Source organism: Salinarchaeum chitinilyticum (genome assembly GCF_055390775.1).
Genome location: NZ_AP043888.1, coordinates 2,273,016 through 2,295,361 on the forward strand (window position 1 = coordinate 2,273,016; position 22,346 = coordinate 2,295,361).

The 22,346-nt window shown below is 69.2% G+C and carries 21 protein-coding genes; 14 read left to right on the forward strand and 7 right to left on the reverse strand.

What is annotated here, in order from left to right; genetic code table 11:
- The first annotated feature begins 642 nt into the window (after positions 1–642).
- Both ACZ5KP_RS10875 and ACZ5KP_RS10880 read left to right on the forward strand, forming a co-directional pair.
- Positions 643–2,151 carry a glycosyltransferase family 4 protein gene (locus tag ACZ5KP_RS10875; RefSeq protein ID WP_460921516.1) on the forward strand — a complete coding sequence of 503 codons (1,509 nt, stop codon included), beginning with the start codon at positions 643–645 and terminating at the stop codon, positions 2,149–2,151.
- Between the two features lie 74 nt (positions 2,152–2,225).
- Positions 2,226–3,848 (forward strand): hypothetical protein, encoded by a 1,623-nt coding sequence (locus ACZ5KP_RS10880; RefSeq protein ID WP_460921513.1) that lies wholly within the window; start codon positions 2,226–2,228, stop codon positions 3,846–3,848.
- A gap of 157 nt (positions 3,849–4,005) precedes the next feature.
- Here the strand turns inward: ACZ5KP_RS10880 and proS are convergent, their stop codons facing one another.
- The 4 genes from proS to rnz all read right to left on the reverse strand — a co-directional run bounded on the left by proS (position 4,006) and on the right by rnz (position 8,893).
- On the reverse strand, positions 4,006–5,466 hold the full coding sequence (gene proS, locus ACZ5KP_RS10885; RefSeq protein ID WP_460921510.1) for a proline--tRNA ligase: 1,461 nt from the start codon (positions 5,464–5,466) through the stop codon (positions 4,006–4,008).
- Positions 5,467–6,061: 595 nt separating this feature from the next.
- Positions 6,062–7,366 carry an aspartate--tRNA(Asn) ligase gene (gene aspS, locus ACZ5KP_RS10890; RefSeq protein ID WP_460921507.1) on the reverse strand — a complete coding sequence of 435 codons (1,305 nt, stop codon included), beginning with the start codon at positions 7,364–7,366 and terminating at the stop codon, positions 6,062–6,064.
- Between the two features lie 93 nt (positions 7,367–7,459).
- Positions 7,460–7,891, reverse strand: coding sequence for a zinc ribbon domain-containing protein (locus tag ACZ5KP_RS10895; RefSeq protein ID WP_460921504.1), 432 nt, complete (start codon positions 7,889–7,891; stop codon positions 7,460–7,462).
- Positions 7,892–7,957: 66 nt separating this feature from the next.
- Complete coding sequence (rnz, locus tag ACZ5KP_RS10900) at positions 7,958–8,893, reverse strand: ribonuclease Z (RefSeq protein ID WP_460921501.1); 936 nt, start codon at positions 8,891–8,893, stop codon at positions 7,958–7,960.
- 142 nt (positions 8,894–9,035) lie between these two features.
- Between rnz and ACZ5KP_RS10905 the strand changes: the two genes are divergently transcribed.
- Positions 9,036–9,554: a hypothetical protein gene (locus tag ACZ5KP_RS10905; RefSeq protein WP_460921498.1), complete on the forward strand. Its 519-nt coding sequence runs from the start codon at positions 9,036–9,038 to the stop codon at positions 9,552–9,554.
- A gap of 107 nt (positions 9,555–9,661) precedes the next feature.
- The gene (locus ACZ5KP_RS10910; RefSeq protein ID WP_460921495.1) at positions 9,662–10,903 is read left to right on the forward strand and encodes a carboxypeptidase regulatory-like domain-containing protein; all 1,242 of its coding nucleotides are present in this window, start codon (positions 9,662–9,664) and stop codon (positions 10,901–10,903) included.
- Between the two features lie 153 nt (positions 10,904–11,056).
- Here ACZ5KP_RS10910 and ACZ5KP_RS10915 read toward each other — a convergent pair whose 3' ends face one another.
- From ACZ5KP_RS10915 to ACZ5KP_RS10925, 3 genes are all read right to left on the reverse strand, one after another.
- Positions 11,057–12,103, reverse strand: a complete 1,047-nt coding sequence (locus tag ACZ5KP_RS10915) for an NAD(P)/FAD-dependent oxidoreductase (RefSeq protein ID WP_460921492.1) — start codon at positions 12,101–12,103, stop codon at positions 11,057–11,059.
- A gap of 105 nt (positions 12,104–12,208) precedes the next feature.
- Positions 12,209–12,949: an SDR family NAD(P)-dependent oxidoreductase gene (locus tag ACZ5KP_RS10920; protein ID WP_460921490.1), complete on the reverse strand. Its 741-nt coding sequence runs from the start codon at positions 12,947–12,949 to the stop codon at positions 12,209–12,211.
- Between the two features lie 80 nt (positions 12,950–13,029).
- Positions 13,030–13,449 carry a hypothetical protein gene (locus ACZ5KP_RS10925; RefSeq protein ID WP_460921487.1) on the reverse strand — a complete coding sequence of 140 codons (420 nt, stop codon included), beginning with the start codon at positions 13,447–13,449 and terminating at the stop codon, positions 13,030–13,032.
- A 162-nt stretch (positions 13,450–13,611) separates the two neighbouring features.
- Between ACZ5KP_RS10925 and ACZ5KP_RS10930 the strand changes: the two genes are divergently transcribed.
- The 10 genes from ACZ5KP_RS10930 to ACZ5KP_RS10975 all read left to right on the forward strand — a co-directional run bounded on the left by ACZ5KP_RS10930 (position 13,612) and on the right by ACZ5KP_RS10975 (position 22,345).
- A complete protein-coding gene (locus ACZ5KP_RS10930; RefSeq protein ID WP_020446775.1) occupies positions 13,612–13,806 on the forward strand; it encodes a cold-shock protein in 195 nt (64 codons plus the stop codon).
- 422 nt (positions 13,807–14,228) lie between these two features.
- Positions 14,229–14,636, forward strand: a complete 408-nt coding sequence (locus ACZ5KP_RS10935) for a DUF5778 family protein (protein WP_460921483.1) — start codon at positions 14,229–14,231, stop codon at positions 14,634–14,636.
- Between the two features lie 123 nt (positions 14,637–14,759).
- On the forward strand, positions 14,760–15,653 hold the full coding sequence (locus ACZ5KP_RS10940) for a DUF4129 domain-containing protein (protein WP_460921480.1): 894 nt from the start codon (positions 14,760–14,762) through the stop codon (positions 15,651–15,653).
- On the forward strand, positions 15,650–16,258 hold the full coding sequence (locus tag ACZ5KP_RS10945) for a DUF7269 family protein (RefSeq protein WP_460921477.1): 609 nt from the start codon (positions 15,650–15,652) through the stop codon (positions 16,256–16,258). Before ACZ5KP_RS10940 ends, ACZ5KP_RS10945 begins: the two co-directional genes overlap by 4 nt.
- Entirely contained in the window at positions 16,255–17,619 is a 1,365-nt protein-coding gene (locus tag ACZ5KP_RS10950; protein WP_460921474.1) for a DUF58 domain-containing protein, read from the forward strand. The genes ACZ5KP_RS10945 and ACZ5KP_RS10950 overlap by 4 nt, the downstream gene beginning before the upstream one ends.
- The gene (locus ACZ5KP_RS10955; RefSeq protein ID WP_460921471.1) at positions 17,616–18,116 is read left to right on the forward strand and encodes a DUF7519 family protein; all 501 of its coding nucleotides are present in this window, start codon (positions 17,616–17,618) and stop codon (positions 18,114–18,116) included. The genes ACZ5KP_RS10950 and ACZ5KP_RS10955 overlap by 4 nt, the downstream gene beginning before the upstream one ends.
- Positions 18,117–18,180: 64 nt before the next feature.
- The gene (ahbB, locus tag ACZ5KP_RS10960) at positions 18,181–19,335 is read left to right on the forward strand and encodes a siroheme decarboxylase subunit beta (protein WP_460921468.1); all 1,155 of its coding nucleotides are present in this window, start codon (positions 18,181–18,183) and stop codon (positions 19,333–19,335) included.
- The gene (locus ACZ5KP_RS10965) at positions 19,332–20,045 is read left to right on the forward strand and encodes a precorrin-2 dehydrogenase/sirohydrochlorin ferrochelatase family protein (protein WP_460921465.1); all 714 of its coding nucleotides are present in this window, start codon (positions 19,332–19,334) and stop codon (positions 20,043–20,045) included. Before ahbB ends, ACZ5KP_RS10965 begins: the two co-directional genes overlap by 4 nt.
- Positions 20,046–20,065: 20 nt before the next feature.
- Positions 20,066–21,433: a glutamyl-tRNA reductase gene (gene hemA / locus ACZ5KP_RS10970; RefSeq protein WP_460921462.1), complete on the forward strand. Its 1,368-nt coding sequence runs from the start codon at positions 20,066–20,068 to the stop codon at positions 21,431–21,433.
- Positions 21,434–21,502: 69 nt separating this feature from the next.
- A complete protein-coding gene (locus ACZ5KP_RS10975) occupies positions 21,503–22,345 on the forward strand; it encodes an alpha/beta fold hydrolase (RefSeq protein WP_460921459.1) in 843 nt (280 codons plus the stop codon).
- Position 22,346 lies beyond the last annotated feature (1 nt).

Consider the following 22,346-nt stretch of genomic DNA (forward strand, 5'->3'; position numbering starts at 1 on the left):
GCCTGCCGTTTGTTCGCCCTGCGAGCCCGGTACGTGCCGGGAGCGTGCCCGCTGCCAACCACGTTACCCCGATTGCACGACGAGTGCCGACGACTGCTTGCCGGCCACGATTCGGCCGAAGCCCCTCGTTACCGTCCCCGGACCTGGGTGGGTTCAATCGCCAGCAAGCAGCAGGGTAGGGGCGGAGTACCTGGCACGTTCGAGCCGATCGTAGCGACTGGCACCCCGTGCGGCCCCGTGTGCCCCCGAGCGGCCGCCCAGAGCGGCCGCGTTAGGGTGCGACCGACGCAGCGGTTCCAGGGGTCGATTTTCGAGATCCCCGGCAGTCCCACGGCCGCGGAGCCACTGACCACGGCGTCACGGTCCACACGCACGCCCCGTCGATCCGGCCCGGTCGGCGTACGCCCGGCTTAGCGAGCCACCGGCCGGGCTCGGGATGCGCTTCGAGCCGACCGCCAGTTGCCGACCCTTCGTCGTCGAACTGGGCCGACGGAACGCCGTCGATCGAACCGTGGTTCGCCGATGTTACCGCCGACAACGAGGCGCATTACAGTATGTCTGTTCTCCCTCGTTCGCATAGCGCGGTCACGTCCCGGGGGTCGCGGCGCGACGGACGGGACGGGCCTGAGCTACTCGACGAACATGACAGACCAACAGTCGACAGCAGACGAGCGGACGGCACCGGCGAGGCAGGCGTCGGACGTCTCGGTGACGATGATCGCGACGCCCGGCGACGCCTCCTGTGGGATCGGCACGTACGGGCGCGACCTCCGGAACGCCCTCGACGACGTCGAACGAACGACGACTGCGGACGAGTCGAACGACGCCGACCGTTCGGACGCTTCGACCGTGACGACGGCCAGCAATGGCTGGGTCTCGACCGATCGTGGCACCGGGCAGGCCGGCGGTGCTGACTCGACGAACGCGAGGGCCGCGGTGGACCGGAGCGACGCCCGGAGCGATCGTCGTGCAGCGTCAGTGGCCCGATCGGACGCCAGTGCTTCCCCCGCAGCGCACTCCGGCGCGTCGACCGACGCGATCGAACTCGAACAGGACGAGCCGAGCGTCGCTCACTTCGTCTCGGTCGCGCTCCGGGCCGCGTTCCGTGGCTCCGACGTCGTCCACGTCCAGCACGAGTACGGGCTCTTCCGTCGCCCCGGGAGCATCTACCCGGGGGTGCTCGGGCTCGTCTTCTTCCCGGTCCTCTGGCTCGCGACCCGGCTCCGTGGGCAGGCTGTCGTCGTGACGATGCATTCGGTTCTCAGACCCGCTCCCGAGGAGGCGCGTTTCTCGAAGCGGCTCTACCTCTTCGTGATGCACGGGCTGATCGCCAGCGTCGCCGACCACGTGATCTTCCTCTCCGAGGACTGCGAGGAGCGGTTCCACGACGACGTCGCTCAGGACCCCGACGCCTACAGCGTCCTTCCCCACGGCGTCAACGTCGCGGACGCCAGTTCGGCTGACCGGGCGACCGCACGGGAGTATTTCGGGTTCGATGCCGACGACGAGATCGTGGCGATCCCCGGGTTCGTCCGACCGCCGAAGGGCCACGACGTCTTTATCGAGGTCGCCAGGAAGCTTGCGGACGTCGAGTTCCTGATCGCCGGCGGTGCCAGATCGAAGGGGTTCGATCAGGAATTTTTCGAGGAACTGCAGTCGGCGGCGCCCCCGAACGTGACGATCACTGGCGTTCTCGACGACGACGAGTTCCCGCTCGCGCTCGCGACGCCGGACCTCGCACTGTTGCCGTATCGGGTCGTGACCCAGAGTGGCACCTTCAACTGGTGTGCGGCACAGGAGCTGCCTGTCCTCGCGAGTGACGAGTCCTACTTCCGGCAGATCGAGTCCGAGTGGGGCGCCCTGGAGACCGTCGCGATCGACGACGTCGAGACGATCGCCGACCGGGTCGAGGCGCTCCTCGCGGACGACCGTCGCCGCGCCCAGCTCTCCGAGAACGTCGGCCGCTACAAGGACGCCAACAGCTTCGAGACCGTCGCCGGCCAGCACCTCGGGATCTACCGGTCGGTCCTCGGCGACGCCGAAGATCGCGGGAGCGACGGCGACGACGCGGACCCCACGGCTGCGGACGACGAATCCCCGATGCTGGCTGCCTGCAGCGCGCAGCGCGAGGTCACTGCGTCCTCCGACTGAGGCCCGTCAGTCAAACTGACTGACCGGACCGTTGCTCCATGGGTTCAAGTACGATGCCGCGGCGAACCCGTCGCATGCCTCCAACCAGGCGGACCGCGCTCGCCGCGATCGGTGCCGGCGTATCGAGTCAGCTGCTTCCAGCGACTGCCACAGCAGTCCAGGACGGGAACAGTTCGAGCGTCGGTGGACAGGAACAGAGCGACGACAGCACCGACGGCGACGAACTCGTCCTCGAGTGGACTGCCACCGAATCCGGGGAACTGGATTGGAGCTGTACCGACGCCGTTCGGGCCCCTGACGACGGATTCGTTGCGGTCTGTAACCTCCTCGACGAAAGAGTGTTCGGCCCAGCGACGAAGCTCATCCACGTCGGTGTCGACGGAGCCGTCTCCGAAATTGCTACCATCGGGGATCCGAGTGATGCCAGCACTGCCCACTGGACGCAGACGATCGCCGCTGACGGCGACGGGGGCTACGTGATCGGCGGCATGGAGCTGGAACTGGAGAACGGAGAGCTGGCCGGCAGCGACCATCCGCTCCGACACGTGTCCAGCGACGGGACCGTCGACTGGACGGTCCCGAGCCCGTCACCAGGTGACGTGACGTTCCCCCGGATCGTCGAGGTCGCTCCAGACGACGAGGGGTACGTCGTCGCAGTCGGCGAGCGTATCTCCGGGCTTGCGGCTGGCCTCGTGGCCTACGACGAGTCGGGAGAAGAGCGGTGGCGAGCCGGGTTCGACGGGACGTTCACACCTGGCGTCGAACCGATGGATCTCGTACCCGTCGACGGTGGTGTCGTGTTCCTCGGCATCCGTGGCACCAGCCAAAACACGACCAAACCACCGAAACCGGTTCTGGCTCGGACGAACGTCGAAGGCATCACCACTGGTCCGACGATTCCCGTAGTCGACGGTGGACGGTACCCACGATCAGTATCACAGCTCGACGACCAGATCCTGGTCACTGGAGAGCTGACCGACCAGCAAGGGTCCCCCACGGGGGAAGGCTGGGCGATGGGGCTCTCCGAGGTCGGAGCGAAGCCGTCGTGGCGATCGACGTACCCCAGTGTCACTCGCATCTACACCGGGACCCGCGCCGTCGGATCGAAGGTTCCCATCTTCGCTGGTGCAAACGATTCTTCGGGGGTGCTCCGTTCCGGTGAGTCCCTCCAGAAGCTGTCGACGTCGCAGCAGTTCGATCAGTTCACCTCGACTCAACGGCTCTTCGCACTGAGTGACGGGAGCGTCCACCTGATCGGGACGGCGGGCGACGACGATTCGGCGCTGTTTCTCGCTCGGATCTCGACGCCGATCGACGCGGCCGAACTCCAGACCGACGTCAGTTCGACGACGGTCACGCCCGAGGAGACGGTCGAGTTCTCCGTCGCTGACAGCGGTGCGTACGATCAGTCGCTGCTCGAGACGGAGTGGTCGGTCGACGGGTCCGTCGTCACGACTGGTGGCTCAGGAACGACGACGTTCGCTGAAACTGGAGAACACGTCCTCACAGCGACGGTTCAGACCACGGACGGAAGGACAGCGTCGGTCGAGCGCACGATAACTGTCGAAGCGCCTGCGTCCGACGGCAGCGGCGACGGATCGCCTGGTTTCGGCGTCCTGGCCGCCGGAAGCGGGCTCGCGGGTGCAGCGATGCTCCACCGGCTCCGTGGCGGGAACTCGGACGGCGATACAGCGTAGGCGCCGGCCGTCGGCGGGCCGCTACCGAACGAAGCTGCCTCAGTACGTCCGTGCGAAGTACGCGGTCCGACCTTTTTGGAGGAGCTCCGGGCTCACTCCGTTCGCTCCGGAACCCTCCAAAAACGTCGATGAAAAGCCGCACCGCCGACGCCTCCGCTCAGTAGGTCCGTGCGAAGTACGCCGTCTCCACCGCCTTGTCGTCACAGATCGCACAGTCGTCGTGGACGGGCTCCTCGTCCTCGTCGAGGGGCACCATCACGATCTCCGCGGCGATCTCGTCCTTGATGACGGTCTCGCAGGCCTCGTCGCCACACCAGCCACACTGGACGTAGCCGCCGTGCTGGCCGATGGTGCCGAGGATCTGCTCGGGCGAGTCGGCCTCGCGGACGTTCTCCTCGAGGTTGGCCTCGGCGGCGTCGTAGAGCGTGTCGTAGACCTCGTCGAGCGCCCCCTCGACGGCGCCGACGGCGTTCGATCGCTCCGCGACGGTGGACTCGCCGTCGGGGCGCTGGACGAGCGTCGCCTCGCCGTCCTCGACCTCGTTGGGGCCGATCTCGATGCGGAGGGGAACGCCGTGGAGTTCGTGCTCGTTGAACTTGAAGCCGGGATTGCGGGTGTCCCGGTCGTCGAGGTCCACGCGGAGCCCGGCGTCTTCGAGGTCCGCGGCCAGCTCGTCGGCGTAGTCGAGGACGTCCTCGCGGGTGTCCTCCTGCCAGATAGGGACGATCGCGACCTGCGTGGGCGCGATCGCGGGCGGCAGGACGAGCCCCTGGTCGTCGCTGTGGGTCATGATGAGCGCCCCGAGCGCGCGCCAAGAGAGTCCCCAGGAGGTGGTGTGGGCGAGCGCTTCGTCCTCGTCCTCGTCGGTGTAGGTGATCTCGAAGGCCTCCGCGAAGGAGGTGCCGAGGTCGTGACTCGTCCCGCCCTGGACTGACTTGCCGTCGGGCATCAGCGCCTCGACGGTCGTCGTGGTCTCCGCGCCGGGGAACTTGTCGTGGTCGGGCTTGCGCCCGCGGAGCACGGGCATCGCGAGCAGCTCCTCGTAGGTCTCCTCGTACTGGTCGAGCCGGAGCATCGTCTCCTCCCAGGCCTCCTCGGCGGTCTCGTGAGCGGTGTGGCCCTCCTGCCAGCAGAACTCCTTCGTGCGGAAGAACGGCTTCGTCTCCGTGGCCTCCCAGCGCACGACCGAGCACCACTGGTTCAGCCGCATCGGAAGATCGCGGTGGCTGCGGGTCCACTGCGCCATGAACGGCGCGATGATCGACTCGCTGGTGGGACGCACCGCGAGCCGTTCTTCCAGCTCGTCGTGGCCGCCGTGGGTCACCCACGCGACCTCGGGGTCGAACCCCTCGACGACGTCCTTCTCCTTCTCGAGATATGACTCGGGGATGAACAGCGGGAAGTAGGCGTTGTCGACGCCCGTCGCCTTGAACTTCGCGTCGAGGTGGTCTTTCAGCGACTCCCAGAGCGCCCACCCGCGGGGCCGCGTGACGATGAACCCGCCCATCGGTGCGTAGTCCGCGATGCCTGCCTTCTGGACGACCTCGGCGTACCAGTCGCCGGTGGCGTGCTCCTTCGACTCGGTGATGCCCAGCTCCTGGGCGTCGTCGTCAGTCATAGGCGAATCGTGTGCGGTTGCGGGCATAAACGTCCCGAAGGTGTGTCGGGCTGTCGCGCGGCGGCGGGTGTCTCTGCGTCTGTGACTGTCGGATACAGCGTCGGCTAAGAGAGTGTCTGCGATCTGGGAGAGAACGGATCGACCTTGCAGATGCCTAATTTCGGGACGATCAGAGCCACTACCGCAAGGCGGTCGAAAGCCCTCACCCGCTCGCGGTCGCTGTCGTTCGAAAATCGAAGATTTTCGTGATGACGAGAGACTTCGTCTCTCGAACCAAGCGACATATCCTCACTCGCTACCGCTCGCTCGGATAGCGGTCACTCAGCGACACGCGAGACGGGTTCGCCCTTTCAGTCCGCCAGGTGGGGCGCCGGCGAAAGACCACTGAGCAGCCGGCATCCTGGCGGACTGAAAGGGCGAGGCCGCTTCGCGTGCGTCTCAGCCGGCTCTATCCGAGCGAAGCGAGGATATCCGGATGAGCGTGCGCGAGCGTGCCGAGGGCTTTCGAGCTGTCGTACTGAACTGCAGTGGCGGTCCCGAGGCTGTCGTATTTGGATGTCTGAATACGGTCAGAGAACCGGTACCCGATACTCGCCTATGGCGAGAGCCGCTGCCGATCTCGCGGGAACAGCACCGTCTCCCGAATGTTGTCCAGATCCAGCATCGTCATCACGAGCCGCTCGCCGCCGAGCCCGAAGCCTGCGTGGGGCGGCATGCCGTACTTGAACATCTTGGTGTAGTACTCGAACTGCGCCGGGTCGAGGCCCTGCTGTTCGAACCCTTCGACGAGCGCGTCGTGTCGGTGCTCGCGCTGGCCGCCGGAGACGAGCTCCATCTCGGGGTGCATCAGGTCGAAGCCGGTGGACTCCTGGGGGTCCTCGTCGGTGTCCTTGATGTAGAACGGCTTGACCTCGCTGGGCCAGTTCGTGATGAAGTAGTGCTCGCCGACGGCGTCGCCGAGCGCGCGCTCGGCCTCCGTCGAGAGGTCGTCGCCCCAGACGAGCTGCTCGTCGAGCTCGCCAGTCGCGTTGACGCGCTCGAGGGCCTCCTCGTAGGTGAGCCGGGGGAAGTCGCTCTCGGGCGCGGCGAACTCCTCGGCGAGGCCGAGCTGTTCGAGCTCCGCCTCGTTCTGCTCGGCGACGGCCTCGTAGGCCGCGCTGACGATCGACTCCGCGACGTCCATGGCGTCGGGCGCGTCACAGAACGCGCCCTCGAAGTCGATCGAGGTCGCCTCGTTGAGGTGCCGCGGCGTGTTGTGCTCCTCCGCGCGGAAGATCGGGCCGATCTCGAAGACCCGCTCGAAGCCGCCGCCGCTGGCGAGCTGCTTGAACAGCTGCGGGCTCTGGTTCATGAACGCCTCCTGCCCGAAGTAGGTGATCGGGAACAGCTCCGTCCCGCCCTCGGTGCCGGTCGCGACGATCTTCGGCGTCGTGATCTCGGTGCAGTGGAGGGTCCGGAACTCCTCGCGGACGGCCTCGAGCACCGTCGATCGGATCTCGAAGATCGCGCGGACCTCGGGCTTGCGGGTGTCCAGGGTGCGGTTGTCGAGTCGCGTCGAGAGGTCGGCGTCGACCTTCCCGGAGGGGTCGAGGGGCAGCTCGGGTTCGGCCTCGGCGACGACCTCGAACTCGTCGATCGTCATCTCGACGCCCGTCGGTGCGCGCTCCTCTTCCTCGACGGGGCCGGTGACCTGCACGACGCTCTCGCGGGTGACTTCCGTGGCCAGCGTCTCCAGCTCCTCGTCGATCTCGCCCTTCTCGACTTTCACCTGGATGCGGCCGGTCGCGTCCCGAACGATCACGAAGGCGATGCCTCCGAGGTCGCGGACTTCGTGGACCCAGCCGGCGATAGTGGCGGTCGTGCCGGGCTCGGCCTCGGCAGTGTAGGTACGGTCGTCCATACTGAGCGCTGGGCCGGCCGGCCTGTAAATACCGTCGATTCGCCAGAGCGATCGCCAACGTGGTCACGACGGAGCTGACGGCACGGCTCCGATTCAGAACGCCTGGCCGTCCCGCGACGCCCCGCCGCCGTCGGCCAGCGTCGTGCCGCCGGCGAGCTCGCCGACGCAGAAGCGACAGAACCGGAACTCCGCGGCGTTCTCGACGCCGCAGTGGGGACACTGGACGACCTGTTCTCGCTCGATCGGCGGGAGCTCCTCGGTGCCGCCATCTCCGCTTCCGCTGTTGGCCTCGCTGTGCGTGGCGTCGTGCGACCGACTGGGGTCGGGATCGCCGGACGCCTGCAGGTCGGCGTCGCTCGATCGCCCCGGACCGGCCTCCGCGGAGAACTCCGGCGGTGCGTCCACCGACGGCCCCGAGCGGCCCCCGTTCCCGCGAACGAAGTACGCGAGGACGAGGAGGTGACCGAGCGCGAACGCTGCAGCCGCCACCCACAGCCAGACGCCGGACTCGAAGCCCAGTGGCATTGGTACACACGCACTAGGTGCTCGGGATCAATAAAACGCGCGGCGGCACCGCGATGTGACCGATTCTCAGGCGTCGTCCGCGTCGGGGAACGGCAGATCGATCACGTCGCCGTCGTCGGGAACGAACGCGTCGCCGTCGAAGGCCTCCCGGGCCTCCTGCTCGTGGCCCGCCACGTCGTGGGCGTACCGCGAGGAGATGTGGGTCAATGCGAGCTGTCGGGCGTCGGCTCGCGCCGCGATCTCGCCGGCTTCCCTGGCCGTCGAGTGGCCAGTCTTTCGCGCTCGATCGGCCCGGTCGGACGCGAAGGTCGCGTCGTGGATCAGCAGATCGGCGTCCTTCGCGACCTCGACCGTCCGATCCTGCGGCCGCGTGTCGCCGGTGTAGACGAGCGTCCGGCCCGGCCGCGGATCGCCGACGACCTGCTCGGGCTCGATCGTCTCTCCGTCGTCCAGTTCGACGGACTCCCCCTCGTGGAGCCGGGAGAACGCGGGGCCGACGGGAACCCCGAGCTCCTCGGCCCGCTCGCGGTCGAATCGGCCCTTCCGATCGTCTTCGATTAGCGCGTAGCCGATCGCCGTCGTGTGGTGGTCGACGTCGAAGGCACGGATCTCGTACTCCTCGCGACGCAGCACCACCGTTTCGGGCTGGACCGTCGAAAGCCGGAGCGGGAACGACGGGCTGCCGCCCAGCGCCTCGAGAAACTGGCGGACGTCGCCCTTGGTCCCCGGCGGGACGTGGATCGTGAGCGCGGCTTCCCGGTCGTTGAAATCGAGCGTCTCGAGCAGTCCCGGAAGCCCGTAGACGTGGTCGCCGTGGAGGTGCGTGACGAAGACGTGTGAGAGGTCGAACCCGGCACCGAAATGCATCAGCTGGCGCTGGGTCCCCTCGCCGCAGTCGAAGAGGTGGCGGTCGCCCTCGCGGTTGACGAGGATCGAGCTGGGGTTGCGCTCCGTGGTCGGCACCGCACCGCCGGTCCCCAGGAACGTCACGCGAAGCGTCATTCGTTCGTGCTCCGGACCGGGCGCCGAAAGGGGTATCGAAACCGCCGGGCGGGCGTTGCTGGGCGCACCTGGGTGGGGTATCGACCGTACCGACGCTCCCGTATCGTCGGTCTTAACCGCGAACCCGCCGAATCAAATCGCGATGAGTGACGACGTGCCCCGCTCGCGAAGCGCCGTCCTCGGGGCCGTGAAGTACGCCGTCGTTCGGGGCGAGTCGCGGCTGTTCCGCAGCTACGCGGCGATCGGGAGTCTGCTCGCGCTGTTCGTCGGCATGGTGTTCGTGCTCGCCTTGCCGGTCTGGGTCGTCGAGATCGCAGACTCGGGCGGCGGGCCGCTCCAGCGGATCGGCATCGGGCTCCTCTGGCTCGTCGGGCTCGCGGTCGTGGCGACGATGGTCGTTCCGATGCTGTTCGTCGTGCGCCGGCATCGGCAGGGCCGCCCCGAGCGCCAGTTCGCCTTCGGGCTCGCCGGCTTCGCGTACGTGCTCTCGGTGTATCTCGCACTGGTGGTCTCTGCGCCCTCGGACCTGCGGGACTCCCCGGGTGGCGCGCTCGCACCGGTGCTGGAGGCACTCTACGGGCTCCCCCGCCTGTCCGGGATCCTGTTTCCAGTTCTGGGCACCCTGCTGTTGGTCGCGATCGAGTACGGACTCGACCGGTAGCTACGTGCCGCGAGTCGAGGTATCTGAGGCGAACCGGGACGATCGACCGACGGACGGCGGCCAGGGAGCGCCCCCATTTAAGTTGCACCGTGTCTTGGCTCAGCACAATGTTACGAACGACGATCGTCGCGGCCGCCGTCGTCCTCGCGTTCGTGATCGGGGCGGCGGGGCTGGCGACGGCAAGCAGCGCCACGGTACAGGACTCTGAGGAGGTGACGATCGAACTCGTCGTCACGACGCCCGGTGGTGACCCGATCGGCAGTGCCGAAGCGACGGTCGAGGTGAACGGCAATGCGGAAACGAAGACGACCACCAGCAACGGTCGCGTCTACTTCGACGTACCCGCCGGCGCCGACGGGACCGTCTCCCTCAACCACAGCGAGTACGTCCAGAACCTCGCCCACGAGTTCGACGACGCCGCGTCGGGCCAGACCGTCGAAACGACGATGTTCGAGCCCGCGACGGGCGAGATCACTGTCGTCGACACCGAGGGCGAGCCCGTCGAGGGAGCGACGGTTCGCTTCCGCAAGCAGGGGAACAGCGTCGTCGTCGATCGCGGCGACACCGCTGCCGACGGCACGTTCACCTCCGAGCAGATCGAGGAGGGCACCTACAGCGTCAGCGTCAAAGAGCCGGGCTACTACGACGTCGAACAGGAGATCGACGTCACGGGCCAGACCAACGAGACGATCGAGATCGAAGCCGGCGAGGTGACGATCGACCTCGTCACCAGCGATCCGACGCCGGAAGGGCCGGGGCAGGTGAGCGCGAACGTCGCGATCACGCTCGACGGTGACGAGGAGCTGACCACGACCACCCGCGAGGACGAACCCCGCTCGGTCATCCTGGAAGTCAACCAGAACTACGACGTCACGATCTCGAAGGCGAACTACAGCGACCTGACGACGAGCCTCGCGACGGGCGAGAGCGACGACTCGTTCACGTTCAACATCACCCGCGAGCCGTCGATCTCGCTGTCCCTGAGCAACGAACGCGTCGTGGTCGGCGAGACCCTCCGCGTCGAAGTGACCGACGAGTACGACCGGCCCGTCGAGGGGGCGAGCGTCTCCATTGCCGGTGAAACTGCCGGCGAAACCGACGCCCAGGGCGTCGCGAACGTCGAAATCCCGAGCGCCGGCGAGCTCGAGGTCGGGGCGGAGTACGACGGACTCAGTGCGGAGTCGGCCACGGTGACGGGCATCTCCGGATCCTCGGGCGACGGGAACGGCAGCAGCGACGCCAACGACAGCGACGACGGGGGTACCGGTGACGGCTCGCCCGGCTTTGGCGTCGTAGCCGCGCTCGTCGGTGTGCTCGCGGCGGTGGCGGTGCTCGCCCGCCGACGCTGAGCGCTGGCGACTGGAACGCCACTATCGACCGGAACGTCACCGGCAGCGCTGACGCTGGATTCTCGCCGTTCGTGGGTTCTGTTCGTTGCTGCGTCTTCGGGGGCACTCTCGACCCAGCGAGAACGTTCGCCCCCGACCGTGCCGTGCTTCGTGCTACTCGTCCAGTCGCTCCGCCGTCTCGAGCCCGCTCCGGAGCGCGGCGTCGATCCTCGCGGTTCCCTCGACCCAGTCCCCCGCGACGTGGAGCCCGGCGGCTGCCGGCTCACTGCGAACGCCCGGTGCGAGGCCGTCGTCGGTGAGCGCGTGTCGCCACCGGACGACGTCGGTCCACTCCGGCGTCGCGAGCCGGGGATCGTCGACGAGCGCCGCGACGAGATCGGTGGCCGCCTCGGCCACCGCCGGGGCCGCGGTCCGCCGGTGGGTTCGCGACCACTCCGGGCTGGCCTGGAGGATCAGGAGCGATTCGCCCGCCGGGACGTGATCGGGCTTGCACTCCTCTCTGGCGACCCAGCCGAGAGCCCGGCTTTTGGAGGTGTCGACGAGCGCGTAGTAGGGCCACTCGACGCGGTGGTCGTAGGCCGCCGCGACCGTCGTGATCGGCCGGTACTCGATCGATCGGGCGGCCTCGCGGAGCCCGTCGGCGACGGGGACCTCGAGGAGCAGCTCCGCCGTGGCGGGTGCCGGCGGCGTGAGCACCACGTGATCGAACGTGGAGCTCCGCGCTCGCCCGTCGGCATCCGCGGGGATCGACTCGTTCGGGCCGGTCTGGATCGCCCAGTTCCCGGCGTCCGACTGCTGGACGCCGACGACGTCGGTGTTCCAGACGGGCGTCGTGCCGGCGCGTTCGAGCAGCTCTTCCGCGATCGCCGCCACGCCCGCGCGGCCGGTCAACTTCGGATCGTCAGCGTCCCGGCCTGGGGCGATCTCTCCCTCGGCGTCGACGGTCCAGACGTCCCCGTCGACGGCGACGAGCGCGTCCGCGAGCGGCCCGTCGACGAGCGACTGGACCCGGTCGCTCTCCACGGAGAGGTAGTTCGCGCCGACGTCGTAGACGCAGTCGCGCCGGCGGCGGGTGGCCGCGCGGCCGCCCGCCTCGCTCCGGCGCTCGAAGACGGTGACGTCGGCGTTGGCGCCCCGGAGTCCGTAGGCTGTGGCGGCACCGGCTGCGCCTGCGCCCACGATCGCGACTCTGTCGGTCACTTCGAGACGTTCGGGGGTCGCGTGCAAAAGTCTCGCGTCCTGGGCAGGAGCGGGACCTCGGTGCCGCTACGCACCGACTGCCTGCGGCCCGCGCCGATCGACGAGCTACACCCGCTCGGGGAGCCAGCCGCCGTCGACTTCCACGTTCTCGCCGCTGAGGTAGTCACTGTCGGGATGCAGGAAGAAGAGGAGCGCCTGGATCACGTCCTCGAAGGCCGCGGGGCGGTCCCGGGGAAGCTCCTCGGGGAACTCGTCGGAGTTCTCGATCACGTACGGCGAGACGGCGTTGACCGTGATGCCGTCGTCGCTGGTGTCCGCGGCGAGCATCCGCGTGAACATGAGCACGCCGGCCTTGGCCGCGAAGTAGGGGAAGTTCTTCGGACTGACCATCCCCCGATCCGCGGAGGCGTAGCCGATATTGACGATTCTGCCGTACCCCTGCTCGCGCATCGCCGGGAGCGCGCGCTTCGAGCAGAGGTAGGTGGCGTCGACGTTCGTCTCGAAGACGCGCTGCCACGTCTCGTAATCGATCTCGGTCCAGTGAGCGGGGGCGAACGCGCCGACGTTGTTGACGAGGACGTCGACCGCGCCGAGGCGGTCTTCGACGCGCTCGAAGAGCACTTCGACCTCGTCGGGGTCGGTGACGTCGCCCTGGACGGTGGTGGCTCCTCCCGCCCCTGCATCTAGGGCCTCCTCGGCGGCAGTTTCGGCAGCCTCCTCGCTGGTGTTGTAGTGGATCGCGACCGATGCGCCCCGCTCCGCGCAGGCGATCGCGGTCGCGCGGCCGAGTCCCCGTGAGCTCCCGGTGACGAGCACTGTCCGTCCGGCGAGGTCGACGTCGAGCATACCGAATCTGTCGGCTGCCGGGCCTATAGTGCCGCCGTTTCTCGGGGTTGACTCTTTGCGGTAGATCCCTGGGCGCGTCGCTACTCGTCCCGACTCACCTCGCTTCGCTCCTTCCAGCGCCGTTCCTGCTGACGCTCCGCGACGTGCCGGTCGCCGTCGGCTAGTTCGTCGCGGCTCCGCTGCTCGAAACCCTCCACGTCGCCCAGTAGCCCCTGCTGGAAGGACTCGACGAGGTCGTAGGACCAGCGATCGTCGTCCACAACGCCACCGGGAAGCAGCTCGTCACGGATCACGTCAGCCAGTTCGGTGTGTCCCGCCTCCCGCAGGTGCTCCTCGGCCGCAGCGAGGTGGTCCATCCCGTGGCCCGTCGCGTGGTGGAACTGCAGCAGGTGGCCGTTCGCGCGCTGGAGCCACTCGCAGCCGAGTTCGACCTCGTGGAGGGCGGCGACCGTCTCGTCGTCGGTGTCCCCGTCCGTCGACGTTCCTCGATCGCTGGACATGCCATATGCTACCATGCTACGGCGGTTAGGGGTTTCGACGCCAGCGTCCTCGATCGGTATACTGGTTCTGAGAGCGTTATAGGAGTTATCGGCTTGTTTGAGAACGTTATATTTCTGGTGGCACGTATTTTATATACCTGGGGAGCGAGCTTTCGAGTTGCAATGCCGACTGGTACGGTCGACTTCTTCAACGATTCGGGCGGTTACGGGTTTATCGAAACCGAGGACTCGGACGAAGACGTCTTCTTCCACATGGAGGACGTCGGCGGTCCCGACCTGGAGGAGGGTCAGGAGGTCGAGTTCGAGATCGTGCAGGCCGACAAAGGCCCGCGCGCGAAGGACCTGACTCGCCTGTAATCCGACGAACCGGCGGTCCAGACTCCGGGAGCGGCCGGCGCCCCGCGAAAAGCGATCCTTCGTTTTTTGCGTTTCGTAGCTGCGGGTGTGGTCGAATCGCTGAACAGCAGCCGCTTCCGCGGACAGCAACCGCTTCGATAGGACAGCAACAGCCTCGAAAGCCCTCGGCGCGCTCGCGCTCGCTCAGCCGGATATCCTCGCTCGTTTCACTCGCTCGGATAGGGCCGACTGAGCGAACGCCAGCGCGCCTCGCCCTTTCAGTCCGCCAGGGAGGCGGTTGGCCGATCCGCGGATTCGTTAGGGCTGGCGACGGAGCGCCGCCGTGGCCAGCCGGGTTCGTGCGGATCCTGTGGCGGTCGCGAGACTGGTTGGTGGCGGTCGCGGATCGTGAGCGGTAAAGGCGCCCGTTGCCAGGATCGCACATGGACGACGTCACGGATCCGGACCTCTACCAGCGGACCCAGCGACTCCTCGAACCGGGCGAGATCGAGCTCGACGGGCTCATCGTCCACACCGATCTCCCCAGCGAGGACGACATCGAGATGCTCGACGCGACGCTCGCGGTCGGCGACGTGATCGCCGATCACGCGGGCCACGACCCCAACGACACCTACGTCTACTCCGGCAACGACGACCCCGACTTCTCCTCGAACCAGCACCAGGGACTGACTCTCGACGGCGACGAATTCGTCTGGGAGTGCCAGCAGCTCCTCCGTGCCGGCAGCTACGACGTGGTCTTCTACTTCGAGGCCAGTGCGGACCGCGAGGCGATCGCCGAGGCCGCGAGCGAGGAGACCGGCTTCCCGACGACGGCAGTCACCGGGGAGTAATCCCGTCGGGAAACGAGCGGGTTCCTCGCCGTCGCCATCGGCGTCGGTGCCACCATCAGCGGCGCCGCTGCGGGTCGTCCCAACCGAAAAACGCAAACGGGGGGCTGTGCTACCGATCCGCACATGGAGACGCGTCGTTTGCGTGCTGGCGTCGTGTTGTTGCTCGCAGTCGCTGCGCTCGGGGCGGCGGGTGCGGCCGTCGACAGCAGCGGTGGCGGTGGAAGCGGATCGAGCGGTACCGGCAGCGGGACGACGTCCGGATCGGGCGGCAGCCAGGGCGGCGGCTTCGCCCCGATGCCCGACGAGGCCGAGCCGCTGTTCCCCGGCGACGTGCTCGCGATGCTGATCGGCATCGTGGCCGTCGGCGGCTTCGTCGTCGCCGTGGTCGCCGCCGTGCTCGCGATCCTGCGCTGGGACTGGGACGACCTGCTCGCGTACGTTCGATCGCGAGCCCAGACGTTCGCTCTCTTCGTGCTGGGCGTCGTCGCGATCTACGCGCTGTTCGAGCTGTTGACGTTCTCGAACGGTGGCGGCTCTACCGGCGATTTCAGCTCCGGGGCGGAGGGCGTCAGCGACACCGCTTCGGCGACCGGCGTCGAGCTCACCGCGGCGGTGGGCATCGCCATCGTGATCGTCCTGCTGCTGTTGCTGGCGCTGATCGCTCGCTCGGCGGAGGACGAGGACGACGGCGCCGCCGCCAGCGTGGCCTCGGAGCCCGAGGAGTCCGGCGGCGGCACCAGCGGCGTGGCGCTCGGCGGCGCGACCGTCGCGAGCCCGCCCGCCGACAACGAGGTCTACCGGGCGTGGCTCTCGCTGGCGAACGCGGCCAACGCGAACGCTCGCCAGGAGACGCCCGAGGAGGTGGCCGACCGCGCCGTCGACGCTGGCGTCGACGAGGCGGCGGCGCGGGAGATCACCTCGCTGTTCGAGTCGGTACGCTACGGCGACCGCGAGCCGACGAGCGGGATCGAGCAGCGGGCCGAACGAGCGCGGGCGAAGCTCTCCGGTGAACGATGAGCGCGGCGACGGACCGCCTTCCCCGGATCGACATCGTCACCGTCGGCATCGCCGTCGCCGCGATCGTCGCGACGCTGGGGATCGTCAGCGTGTTCACCGCCTCGCTGGACCTGAGCGGCATCGTCCAGGACCGGTTCCGGATCACCGTCGGCATCGTCGGCGTCGGCGTCGGTGCGATCCTGCTGAAGGGGTGGATCGACGAGGAGGACCAGGGGTACCGACCGCCCGATCGCGAACGCGTTCTCCCGGTCGACGTTCCGGGCGACGAGTTCGACGAGCTCCTCTGGCTCCGGTCGGTCGCCAGCTCGACGGAGTCGATCAGGTTCTACCGATCGGAGACGCGAGACGAACTCCTCGCGGTGGCGATCGAGGTCCTCGAGATCCACAGAGGGTACTCCGAGGCGGAAGCGCGGGAACGCCTCCGCGACGGCAGCTGGACGGACGACGAGGTCGCGAGCCAGTTCTTCACGTACGGCGGCGGGAGCGAGGTCAGCGAGCAGCTCTCGAACACGATCCGCCGTTCCGAGGGGGCCGAACATCCCTACACCCGCCGAGCACGGCGGACGATCGACGTCCTCTCCGCGATCGTGGAGGGCGAGCGATGACCGCACAGAGCGTCCCCGCCGCGGCCCAGAATCTCCCCGACGAAGTCGTCGAGCAGCGGGGCGCGGAGGTGGATCCGCGCGACGTGCCGACCGGTCTCCGTCGCACGAACCGGTGGCGCGGGATCGCCGCGCTGACGCTGGTCGCGATCGGCGTCGGCATCCTGATCCAACAGCCGGCCGCGCTGCTCGCCGGCGTGTTCGGCGTCGCCTTCGCCGCCTACGGCGAGGTCGGTGCCGCACCGGAGCCGACCCTCGACGTCGAGCGATCGATCGCCGACGAGGAGCCGTCGCCCGGCGACGACGTGTCTGTGACGGTCACGGTCACGAACGAGGGCGACCGGTCGGTGACCGATCTGCGCGTCGTCGACGGCGTCCCCGAGGGGCTGTCGGTCGCCAACGGCTCGCCACGGACGGCGAGCGCGCTCCGGCCCGACGAGAGCCTCGAACTCTCCTACGAGATCGACGCGGCCCGCGGCGCCCACGAGTTCGATCCGCTGGTGGCGATCGTGCGGGACGTCACCGGCGCGACCGAACGCGCCGTCGAGATCGACGCCGGAGATCGGATCCGCTGTGCCCCGCCGCTCCCGGCCGATCCGCCGGCGTTTCCCCTCCGCGCGCAGACGACCCGCTACACCGGCCGGGCGTCCGCCGAGGAGGGTGGCGAGGGCGTCGAGTTCCACGCGACCCGGGAGTACCGCGCCGGCGATCCGCTCTCCCGCATCGACTGGAAGCGAACCGCCAGAACGCGGGATCTCACGACGGTCGAGTACCGCCGGGAGCGCGCTGCCTCCGTCCTGCTCGTCGTCGACGCCCGGAAGGCGGCCTACGCGTCCCACGATCCCCACGGCGAGACGACCGTCGATCGGTGCGTCGAGGCGGCGCGCACCGTCGCCGCCTCCCTGCTCGCAGACGGTCACTCCGTCGGCCTCGCGGCGGTCTCGCCGCGCCCCTGCTGGATCACACCGGGGCAGGGGCTCGAGCACGAGCTCGAACTGACGACCGCGCTCGCCGAGCACGAGGCGTTCGTCCGTCGGCCGCCCGAGGCGTCGACGAACGCCTACGCCGCCGGCCGCGAGATCCGACGACGGCTCGCCAGCGACACGCAGGTCGTCTTCGTCTCCCCGATGATCGACGACGCCAGCGCCCAGATCGCCTACCGGTTCGACGCCCACGGCCACCTGACGACGGTCGTGAGCCCGGACTCCTGCGTCGGCGACACCGCTGGCCACCAGACCGCGGCCGTCTCGCGCTCACTGCGGATCACGACGACGCGCCACGCCGGGCTGCCGACGATCGACTGGAGCCGCGACGAGCCGTTCGAACACGCCATCATCCGGTCCAACCGGCGGTGGTCGGCGTGAGCGAGCCGGCCTTCGACGTCGGTGCCCCGACGCCCGGCGTGCGCGCAACCGTCGTCCCCGCGACGATCGCCGTGATCGCGACGGCGGTCGCGATCCCCGCCGCGGCGCTGACCCTGCTCGGGACGGTGCTGATGGCCGTCGGCGTCCAGCGGGGCACCCGCCGGCTCCACACCGCGGGCGGCGCGGTCGCGTTCGGTGGCGTGTTGCTCGCTGCGGCCTTCGGTGCGCCGCCGGCGCTGTCGCTCCTGGGCGGTGCTGGCGCCGTGCTGGCCTGGGACGCCGGCGAACACGCGATCGGACTCGGACAGCAGGTCGGCCGGAATGCTTCGGCCCGCCGGGGCGTGCTGGTCCACGTCGGCGCGAGCAGTCTCGCCGTGATCGGGATCGTGCTCTTGACGACGGTCGTCTTCCTGCTCGCGCGAACGGGCCAGCCCAGCACCGCTGCGGGCGTTCTCGTCGCTGCAGTCGGGCTGTTCGCGCTCCTGTTGAGCCGGTAGCGCCGCTCACAGACCTCCCAGCACGGTCGCACGCCTTATGCCACTCGCCCCCGTTTCGCCGGACATGAACGCGGATCTCTCTGCGCGCGATCGCGCGATCGTCAACGCCTATCAGGGCGGGTTTCCGGTCGTCGCCGATCCCTTCGAGCCGGCCGCCGCCGCTCTCGCCGAGCGCGGGATCGAGATCGACGCCGAGGAGCTGCTCGACCGGATCGCGGCGATGGACGAGGCCGGCACGCTCTCGCGCTTTGGCCCGCTGGTGAACGCCGACGAGATCGGCGGGACCGCGACGCTCGTCGCGATCCACGCGCCCGAGGAGCGCTACGACGAGGTCGTCGAGGCGATCAACGCACGGCCGGAGGTCGCCCACAACTACGCCCGCGAGCATCCCCACCTCAACGTCTGGTTCGTCGTCTCCGTCGCCGACGCTGAGCAGGTCGAGGACGTCCTCGGGGAGATCGAAGCCGAGACCGGCCAGGAGACGTACGACCTCCCGAAGCTCCAGGAGTTCCGGGTGTCGGCGCACTTCCCGGTCGAGGGTCCACTCGAGGGCGACGGTATCGACCTGACGCACCTCGGATCGGGCGGCGGCGAGGCTGCTGCCCGCTCCGGACGCGATTCGCTCACCGCCGACGAGCTGGACCTGATCGCCGCGGTACAGGACGGCCTCCCGCTCACCCGGACCCCCTACGCCGACGTCGCGGAGACGCTGGGTCGGGACCCCTCGTGGGTCCGGGAGACGCTGGCGCGCTTCGAGGCCGAGGGAAAGATCCGCCGGATCGGCGTCGTTCCGAACCACTACGCGCTGGGCTACTCCGAGAACGGGATGACCGTCTGGGACGTGCAAAGCGAGGACGTTCGCGAGGTCGGCGAGACGGTCGCCGCGCTCCCCTTCGTCACCCACTGCTATGAGCGTCCGCGCCACGATGGCGTCTGGCCGTACAACCTCTTCGCGATGACCCACGGTCGATCCGAGGCCGAGAGCGAGGCCCGCATCGAGGAGGTCCGGGAGACGATCGCGGACCTGACGGAGGTCCGGCAGTGGGACACGCTGTTCTCGACGGAGATCCTCAAGAAGACCGGTATCAACGTCGCCGAGCGCGCGGCGGACGGGGACGGAGATGAGGACGGGGACGGAAATGAGGACGGCGATGGAGACGAGGCCGGCGCACCGACCGATCGCGACCGTGCGGACGCCGACACTCCCAGCAGCGAATGATCCCACTGGCCCACGACTTCACGAACGAGACGGTGCTGATCTTCGGCGGCGGCAGCGTCGGCGCCCGGAAAGCCCGACATTTCGCGATCGAAGCGGACGTGGTGGTCGTGAGCCCGGCGTTCGCCGATTCGGACTTTGGCGACGCGGATCGCGTCAGGGCGGTCCCGGAGCCGGCGGACGTACCGGAGTGGATCGAGCGCTTCGATCCCGCCCTCGTCGTCGCCGCGACCGACGACGCGGCGATCAACGACGCGGCTGCGACCGCAGCCAGCGACCACGGCGCGCTCGTCAACCGCGCGGACCGGAGCGCTGCGGCGTCGGACGTATCTGACAGCGGCGACGACGAATCGGCGGCCGGGACCGACCAGTCGGGTGGCGATCGGCCCGTCGACGACGTCGCCGTTCCAGCCACGATCCGCGACGAGCCGGTGGTCGTCTCGATCTCGACCGGCGGGACGAGCCCGGCGCTCGCGCGGGTGCTCCGCCAGCGCGTCGAGTCGGAGATCGAGGGCGCCGGTACGATGGCCGATCTGACCGGGCAGCTCCGGGAACGTTTGCGCGCGGAGGGCGTCGATCCCGCGGACCGGCGGGACGCGGTGCGGGCCGCCGCGCGATCCTCGCGCGTTTGGACAGGTTTACGTGCGGGCGATGCCAATCCCGATTCGATCACTGAGGATCTCCTGGCGGAGGTCCTCGAGGACCCACAATGATGGGGGTCGAACCATAGATAATGTTCGGGGGATCCGGCGTCATCACGGGTGTCAGCGTGGCTCACGATAGTGCCACGGTCGACGAGATCGCCGACGCCGGCGCGGAGAGCCAGCGCGCCGAGGTCGCCTGCCTCACCGCTCGCGAGGAGGTACAGGAGGCGTTCGCGATCCAGACGTGCAACCGTGCGGAGGCCTACGTCGTCACTGCCGACGCCGCGGAAGGCCGTGCCGCCTTCGACGACTTCGCGCCGTCGGTCCGGGAGGAGGCCGTCACGCGGATGGACCACGAGGAGAGCCTGCGGCACGTCATGCGCGTCGCTGCCGGGCTCGAATCCCTCGTGCTGGGCGAGGATCACGTGCTGGGACAGGTCCGGGAGGCCTACCAGGACGCTCGCGGCGTCGGCGGCATCGGCCCGACGCTCGAAGAGGCGATCACGAAGGCGATCCACGTCGGCGAGCGCGTCCGCACCGAGACCGAGATCAACGAGGGGATCGTCTCGCTGGGCTCGGCGGCCGCGGCCTTCGCCGCCGAGGAAGTCGATCTCGACGGCGCTACCGCCGCCGTGGTGGGTGCCGGCGAGATGGGCACCGCCACCGCGAAGGCCCTGGCCAACCGCGGGATCGACCAGCTGCTCGTCGTGAACCGGACGGTACCCCACGCCGAACACGTCGCTGCCGCGGTCGACGCCGACGCGAGCGCCCACGGCCTCTCCGCGATCCCGGCCGTCCTCGAGCAGGCCGACGTCGTCGTCACCTCCAGCGCGAGCGAGGAGCCGCTGATCGACGCGGACGACGCCGACGGCGCGGACGAGACGACGTTCGTCGATCTCGCACAGCCCCGGGACGTCGATCCCGCGGTCGCCGAGCGCGAGCCCGCCACGGTCTACGACCTCGACGACCTCGAGGACGTGACCGAGCGCACCCGTCGCCAGCGCCGCGCGGCCGCCACCGAGGTCGAGGCGATCATCGACGACGAGTTCGCCCACCTGCTCGAGCGGTACAAGCGCAAGCGCGCCGACGAGGTCATCGCCGGGATGTACGAGGGCGCAGAGGCGATCAAGACCGCTGAGGTCCAGCGCGCCATCGAGCAGGCCGAGGCTGACGGCGAGCTCTCCGCGGCGCAGCGGGAGGCGATCGAGTCGATGGCCGACGCGCTCGTCAACAAGCTGCTGGCGGCGCCGACGAGCAGCCTCCGGGACGCCGCTGCCAAGGACGACTGGACGACCATCCAGACCGCCCTCCAGCTGTTCGACCCGACCGTCGAGGGCGGCCCCGCGATCGACGAGAACGAGGCCCCGCCCGGCTTCGTCGGCGACGCTACCGGCTCGTCCGGAAACACGACGGGCGAGGACGGCGACTCCGCGACCGCGCCCGTCGACGACGACTGATCCCGGCGCGATCCCACGCCGCGACCCCGACCTTTCAGTAGGCCGCTTCCGAACCATCCTGTAGCGCCCATGCCCACCGCGACCAACCGCGGCGTCGAGATCGCCTACGAGACCGCCGGAAGCGGCGAGGTCGTTGCGTTCGTCCCCACGCTCGGCTACGGCGCGTGGCAGTGGAGCTGGCAGGTCCCGGCCGTCGCCGGCCCGTTCCAGGCCGTCGCGATGGAGCTGCGGGGCACCGCGCAAAGCGGCGCCGCGGATGCTCCGCCCGGTGGCGACACACCGCCAGGCCCCTGTGACGTCCCGACGCTCGCCGACGACCTCGAGGCCGTGCTCGCGGACGCCGGCGCCCGCCGGGCCCATCTCGTCGGCCTCGGACTCGGCGGCCACGTCGCGCTGGAGCACGTCGCGCGCTACGACCGGGCCCGCTCGCTGACACTCCTCGGAACGACGCCGGGGCTGCCCGAGGCCGACGTGCCCGGTGCCGACCTGCCGGGCGGGCTCGTCGACGCGCTCCACGCACCGCCGAACGATCCAGCGGCGCTCCGCGAATCGCTTTCGTACGTGCTGTCTGCGGACTTTCGAGCGGAGCACCCCGACGTGATCGAGGGAATCGCGGCGTGGCGCGCCGAGGAGGACGCCGGTCGCGCGGGCTGGGACGCGCAGGCGCCGGCGTTCACCGACTGGGAGCGCGACTGGCCGCCCTACGAGGTCACCGAGCCCGCCCTGCTCGTCCAGGGCGGCGCCGACGCGGTCGTGTCGCCGGCCAACGCCGACCGGCTCGCGGAGCTGCTCCCGACGACCGAGCGGCTCGACTTCCCCGACGCCGGCCACCTCGTCACGATCGAGCGCTCGCGGCCGCTGAACGACCGGCTGCTCGGCTTTCTGGAGCACCACGCTGCCGACCGCGAGTGAG

What these genes read in the sequence shown, in the direction of transcription:
- ACZ5KP_RS10920 (WP_460921490.1), bottom strand. Translation starts at nt 12,949, where the DNA reads ATGCTCGACGTCGACCTCGCCGGACGGACAGTGCTCGTCACCGGGAGC.
- ACZ5KP_RS10935 (WP_460921483.1), top strand. Translation starts at nt 14,229, where the DNA reads ATGGACGACGTCACGGATCCGGACCTCTACCAGCGGACCCAGCGACTC.
- ACZ5KP_RS10945 (WP_460921477.1), top strand. Translation starts at nt 15,650, where the DNA reads ATGAGCGCGGCGACGGACCGCCTTCCCCGGATCGACATCGTCACCGTC.
- ahbB (WP_460921468.1), top strand. Translation starts at nt 18,181, where the DNA reads ATGAACGCGGATCTCTCTGCGCGCGATCGCGCGATCGTCAACGCCTAT.
- ACZ5KP_RS10875 (WP_460921516.1), top strand. Translation starts at nt 643, where the DNA reads ATGACAGACCAACAGTCGACAGCAGACGAGCGGACGGCACCGGCGAGG.
- rnz (WP_460921501.1), bottom strand. Translation starts at nt 8,893, where the DNA reads ATGACGCTTCGCGTGACGTTCCTGGGGACCGGCGGTGCGGTGCCGACC.
- ACZ5KP_RS10940 (WP_460921480.1), top strand. Translation starts at nt 14,760, where the DNA reads ATGGAGACGCGTCGTTTGCGTGCTGGCGTCGTGTTGTTGCTCGCAGTC.
- ACZ5KP_RS10895 (WP_460921504.1), bottom strand. Translation starts at nt 7,891, where the DNA reads ATGCCACTGGGCTTCGAGTCCGGCGTCTGGCTGTGGGTGGCGGCTGCA.
- hemA (WP_460921462.1), top strand. Translation starts at nt 20,066, where the DNA reads ATGTTCGGGGGATCCGGCGTCATCACGGGTGTCAGCGTGGCTCACGAT.
- proS (WP_460921510.1), bottom strand. Translation starts at nt 5,466, where the DNA reads ATGACTGACGACGACGCCCAGGAGCTGGGCATCACCGAGTCGAAGGAG.
- ACZ5KP_RS10965 (WP_460921465.1), top strand. Translation starts at nt 19,332, where the DNA reads ATGATCCCACTGGCCCACGACTTCACGAACGAGACGGTGCTGATCTTC.
- ACZ5KP_RS10930 (WP_020446775.1), top strand. Translation starts at nt 13,612, where the DNA reads ATGCCGACTGGTACGGTCGACTTCTTCAACGATTCGGGCGGTTACGGG.
- ACZ5KP_RS10950 (WP_460921474.1), top strand. Translation starts at nt 16,255, where the DNA reads ATGACCGCACAGAGCGTCCCCGCCGCGGCCCAGAATCTCCCCGACGAA.
- ACZ5KP_RS10880 (WP_460921513.1), top strand. Translation starts at nt 2,226, where the DNA reads ATGCCTCCAACCAGGCGGACCGCGCTCGCCGCGATCGGTGCCGGCGTA.
- ACZ5KP_RS10925 (WP_460921487.1), bottom strand. Translation starts at nt 13,449, where the DNA reads ATGTCCAGCGATCGAGGAACGTCGACGGACGGGGACACCGACGACGAG.
- ACZ5KP_RS10905 (WP_460921498.1), top strand. Translation starts at nt 9,036, where the DNA reads ATGAGTGACGACGTGCCCCGCTCGCGAAGCGCCGTCCTCGGGGCCGTG.
- ACZ5KP_RS10910 (WP_460921495.1), top strand. Translation starts at nt 9,662, where the DNA reads ATGTTACGAACGACGATCGTCGCGGCCGCCGTCGTCCTCGCGTTCGTG.
- aspS (WP_460921507.1), bottom strand. Translation starts at nt 7,366, where the DNA reads ATGGACGACCGTACCTACACTGCCGAGGCCGAGCCCGGCACGACCGCC.
- ACZ5KP_RS10975 (WP_460921459.1), top strand. Translation starts at nt 21,503, where the DNA reads ATGCCCACCGCGACCAACCGCGGCGTCGAGATCGCCTACGAGACCGCC.